At 39.5% G+C, this 5356-nt stretch carries 2 protein-coding genes and 2 pseudogenes; 2 read left to right on the top strand and 2 right to left on the bottom strand.

The window, feature by feature from the left end; genetic code table 11:
- Positions 1-156: 156 nt before the first annotated feature.
- On the bottom strand, positions 157-357 hold the full coding sequence (locus BN67_RS00005) for a helix-turn-helix transcriptional regulator (protein WP_019222130.1): 201 nt from the start codon (positions 355-357) through the stop codon (positions 157-159).
- Between the two features lie 208 nt (positions 358-565).
- Positions 566-1732 (bottom strand): tyrosine-type recombinase/integrase, encoded by a 1167-nt coding sequence (locus BN67_RS00010; RefSeq protein ID WP_019222131.1) that lies wholly within the window; start codon positions 1730-1732, stop codon positions 566-568.
- A 794-nt stretch (positions 1733-2526) separates the two neighbouring features.
- Here BN67_RS00010 and BN67_RS15355 point away from each other — a divergent pair.
- Positions 2527-3002 (top strand): annotated as a pseudogene (locus tag BN67_RS15355) (YadA-like family protein); the annotation flags it as partial.
- 1000 nt (positions 3003-4002) lie between these two features.
- A pseudogene (locus BN67_RS11175) lies at positions 4003-5356 on the top strand (hypothetical protein); the annotation flags it as partial.

The raw sequence follows: 5356 nt of genomic DNA on the forward strand, positions 1-5356 counted from the left end.
TCTATCATCATGGGTAAGGCACGTGATATGCCCGCAGCATGTGTATAAGAATACATTTTTTTATCCGTGCTATTGCGTCACAGGACGGATTTTGCTATTCATAATTTGGTTGATTAATGAAGAGCCTTGTCCGTCCTTACGTGACAAGGTTTTCTTTTATGCAGCATTATTGCTACGGTTGTTTTTTGCTTTCTCTATTACACCGTGAAGATCCGATTGTAACCAACGCGACAAAAAACCAAACTTTAAGGGCTTTGGTAAAACACCGTTTGTTACATGACGGCGGAATGTTGAAACACTCATATGGAGCAATTTTGCACTTTCACGATCTGTAAGAAGGGTATCATTTTCGGTCATTTCTAAATCCTTTCAGAATACAAATTGTAAATAAATCATGAGCACTTATTAACCATATTTTTGCAGGATTGGAAAGTAATATTATCTATAAAAAACAGTCTTTTATCATGTTTTTTTAAAATTGAATCTTGATGATTTTTAATGACACAATATGAGAAAAGAGAGAGCTAAAGTTATCCACAGATTATGGGGTAAAATACCCCATATCTTAAGTTTGACCGGTGACATAAGCCGCCCATTTTTCCATATAAACACGGCGCTGTTCTAAATAGTCAGTACGACGATAGGCACGCTCTACTTTACCACCTACCGTATGACTTAGAATTGTTTCAGCGACCTCATAGGGGGCATCGGTTGTTTCAGCAAGCCAATTGCGTAAACTAGAGCGAAAACCATGGGGGCAGGCACTCATCCCAGTCTTGTACATATATTGTGACATACAGCGTTCAGCAAGAGCCCCCCGACCGGTTGCAGAAAAAAAGAAATCATTGCGAGAGAGCAGGCGCGCTTGTTTCAAAATTTCTAATGCTTCTGATGATAAAGGGACGCGAAACTCTGTTGTCGCATCACGCCTTCCTTTCATATTTTCGGCAGGGATTGTCCAGATATCACCCTCAACCTGATCTTTATGGATATAACGTAAAGGACGTGTACGAACCCCTGTAAGGATAAGCAAACGCAAAGCCAATTGTGTGAAGGTTGTTGTTTGACAAAGTGTTTGATAAAAAGCCGGCACATCTTTCCAATCCATTGCAGGTCTATTAGTCACTTTGTGGCGTTGTTTTCCTAAGAGGGCGCGTGCTTTCTCTGTGGCTTGTAAATCAACATCTAATCCCAATGCAGCAGCATGTTTGAGACAAAGATTAAGACGAATGAGTGCTCTCTCTGCTGTTTTTGCTTTTGTATGCCATATGGGGGCAAGCGTATTGCGTATCTCTGTTTGTGTAATCTCTGAAATAGGAAGACAGCCTAATTTGGGAAGAATGTAAAGACGCAAAGGTGCCAACCAGTCCCCATTTTTCCCATCATTTTTTAATTCAGCTTTACGACTTTCAAAAGTCTCTAGAGCAATGTCTTTAAGATAATGAAGATTACGCATTGCCTCACGTTTTTGTTTTTCACGTTCTTTAATGGGGTCACGACCCTCATGTAAAACAGAACGCCACCGTGTTGCATGTTCACGAGCTTGTTTTAAAGAGACATGTCTTAGAGCCCCTAAACCCATTTCACGACGGCGCCCGTGAATAGTATAACGGTAAATCCATTGAGCACCACCATCTTCACGCTTATGAAGTAATAAGCCTGCACCATCATTATATTTACCAGCACCCAATGTTGCGACAGCCCTTGCATTAAGACGGTTCATAAGAGCCATTTTTAGTCCTTTCTTATATAAATTTTATCCACACACTCATCCCGCTTGTAATGTGCAAGCGAGCGGTTTTGATTGATTCAACATAAACAGGTTTGGAATGAGAGAATCTTACGTTATTCGAGACTCTCATTCAACATACAAAACAGTGAATTATCATTATAAATCAATGCCTTGTTGATGCACTTTCTGGTATAAGTAGTTCCTTTACGAATCTTAATGAAAAGATCGAAAGTATGACAGGTGATAGTTTTATTCAGCAAAACAGCGCTGGGTTTATTACGATTGGTAAAAACAAAGCTGGCAATAGAATAGACATTGCAAATAATGTTAATGGCTCGCGCATTCTCAGTGGCATCAAGGGTGGTGCATTTACAGCAACATCGAAAGATGCAGTAAATGGTGCTCAACTCTGTTTTATGTCTAAGGCATTTACAAGTTATTTTGGTGATGGCGCTGGTTATGGTGAAGATAATAAATGGTCAGCTCCTATTTTTGTCGTTAAAACTTTCGATGAATATGGTAATGAGGTTGAGAAAACGTATAGTAATGTCGCGGATGCATTTTCTGGTGTTAATAATGCTATCACAGCTTTGAGTTATGATATTACTGAGTTAAAGGATAATTCTAGTGATGGTGAAAAAAATAAAAAGGCATTACTTGAAGATGGTAATCATAGTGATATTGTAAAGGGTTTTCCTTTTATGATGACAAGGATGACAAGAATGTCTCGTGCTAGATCCATAGATGAGGCGGGGAATGTAGATACGCCAGCTATTGATTCTCAATCGGCATTATTAGATGGTGCAGATGAAGGTGTTTCTATAACGGTAGAGGTAGCAAATGGTAAGATTGAAGAAGGCTTGAAGCAAGCAGTGAATGGTGGTCAGTTATATGCCACGCGAAAGAGCAGAAGGATATTGTTCTTCAGAGTGCGAGAGAATATACGAATCAACAAGTAGATAATGCTGTTGCTCAGTTTCAGCAATATACCGATATGAAGTTTGAAGCATTAAGTTATGCTGTTGAGGATGTGCGCAAAGAGGCAAAACAAGTGGCTGCTATTGGTTTGGCAGTATCGAATTTGCGTTACAATGATACACCTGGAAAATTAAGCGTTGGATTTGGTAGTGGTTTATGGCGTAGCCAATCAGCCTTTGCCTTTGGTGCTGGTTATACATCTGAAAGTGGGTCTATTCGGTCCAATTTATCGGTTACCACTTCTGGAGGTCATTGGGGTGTCGGTGCAGGATTCAATATGACATTGAACTAATAATAAATAAAACACATAAGTATAATTTGATTCATCCTTGCCAAATAAGGCGAGAATGAATTGTTTTTTATCTACACGAACAATGTTCATATGACGGGGTTTGTTTGTGTATAACTTTTAAATAGAGTAAATAAAGATTGAGCAAAACGCTATAAGAAGATCTTTCATAACTGTTGTGGATGAAAGTAATTTTCACTTTGTGTGAAAGAAATTTTATAAACTTTTAAAAAGACTCATTTTATTCTTGATCTTTTATCCAATAACCTATACAAATACAGAAACTATGTTAATATAATCCTCGTTTTGTTCGAAAGAAGTTCCTCCTTGAATTTTAGGAGGTTTATTTGAGAGGAGGACGGTAATATGTCATTAAAGCAAGAATCTGCTGTCGACAGCTTCATCATAGCGTCGCTAAGGTCCTTATGAGGTTGAAAAACACCTGCAAAGAGGTGAGTATAGTGTGCGGTATTTCTTTAATCATATCAAATCCACATTAAATAGAATTCGAAGAGAGAAATACCAGATTTTGCAGTGATATATAAAAGGCAGAATCATACGCGCTTTTGCTGCTAATTATACTTAAAGCGAATATCTATCCTACACTCTTCTCTGTAGGGGAAAGGAAAACAAGGCATGAAACGTAGAAATTAAAGATAAGTGAGCAAGAAATTTCTTCTGCTGTTTTCTTCAAGAAAACACATGCGGACCTGTGATATTTCCTACTCTGCAACGATGCTTTAAAAGAACTGCTTTATTCAATAAACACAATCTCATCTGTAGAAACCAATCCATAAGAATTAGGCAAACATTAACCGTAATATAGGAAGTGACTCTCATTTCCTTAATAACGCAAATAAAAAAAACTCCATACACATCGCTCAACAATGGTACTTGAATATAAAAACTATAATCAGGAGACCTTTTAGCACCTAAATTATGTCTTTTTTATGTTCACAGCTATTTTTTGTTGGGAGAAAGCTATTTTGTTGGGGGATTTATAATGAAAAAAATATTTACTATGTGGACAGCAATAAATATAAGTTTTTTTCGTGTGCTTTATTTGTTGTCTTTTGTGAAAGAGCTATTTTGGGTTCTGCTGGTCATATGCTTATCAAGTATTTCTCCTGTTTTTGCTGCGAATCTCGCAATAAGAGGTGCTACATATGACAGCAATAGTGGTTTAAAGGTAGGCTATGAACATGGGAGCCACGGCAGTATTGTTCTTTCTGGGGATGATGACTACTGTGGTGTAGATAACGTTATTGGCCGTGGTGGTAAGCGACAAGAAAATGCTGCTAATAAAATAACTGCAGAGCAGCAATATAATAGATTTATCGATGGCCACAGAAGTCCCGGTGGTGGTAATGCTTATGGAACAACCACTGAACAGGTGGTTTGGGCTGGTGATGGTCGAGTAAGCGATCCGGAGAATGGTTATATGGGAGCTTCTACAAAGGGATCTACGAATATTCTGCCTGAGGCTTATGGTGTTTATTCTTTTGCAACAGGGTGTGGGTCTTATGCCTCAGGAAACTATTCAACAGCATTTGGTGCAGGAGCAACCACAAAGGGTGGTGGAGCGCAAGCCTTTGGTGTTTCTGCGCTTGCTGCTGGTCAAGCAAGTATTGCTCTGGGGGTGGGTTCCGAGGCAAAGCAGGATTCTGCGATTGCTATCGGTGGACTTGCAACAGCTGGAGGTGAAACGAGTATTGCTCTGGGAACAAAGGCAGGTGCTAGAGGTCATGATAGTATTGCTATAGGAATCGGAGCAGGTGCAAGAGTTGATTTGTCAATTGCTATAGGTCAAGATAGTTCGGTTACAGGCAAAAATGCCATTGCAATAGGGAATGGTAGCGCTGCTGCTGGGGTGAATTCCCTTGCTTTGGGTTCAAGTGCAGTGGCCATTTCTGAAGGTGGTATTGCTTTGGGGTATCGTGCCCAGGTTCTTAGAAAAAAGGGTGAATCCGGTTATAATCCTATAACGGGGATGTCGTCAACAGACGAGAGGGGTGCATGGAAGAGTACTGAAGGGGCTTTGAGTATTGGTACATCTGATCAGGTAACACGACAAATCGTAGGAGTAGCGGCAGGAAGTGAGGATACTGATGCGGTCAATCTTGCACAGCTAAAAGCTTTGAGAGAGGTTATGGTAGGAGTAGGAGAATGGAAACTTTCTGTTAACGGAGCAAATGGATCAACTGTTGCAAAAGGCAATACAGTAGATTTTTCAGTAAAAGATGCAGAGGTAGGAAAAGGTAACTTAAAGATTGAAAAAATCGATAAAGATAATGAGCATAACGTCCAATTCACTTTGAGTGATGATCTTAAACTGACGAGTGTTGCTACCGGGAAGA

The organism is Bartonella rattaustraliani AUST/NH4 (genome assembly GCF_000312565.1).
In the GTDB taxonomy this organism is placed as follows: domain Bacteria; phylum Pseudomonadota; class Alphaproteobacteria; order Rhizobiales; family Rhizobiaceae; genus Bartonella; species Bartonella rattaustraliani.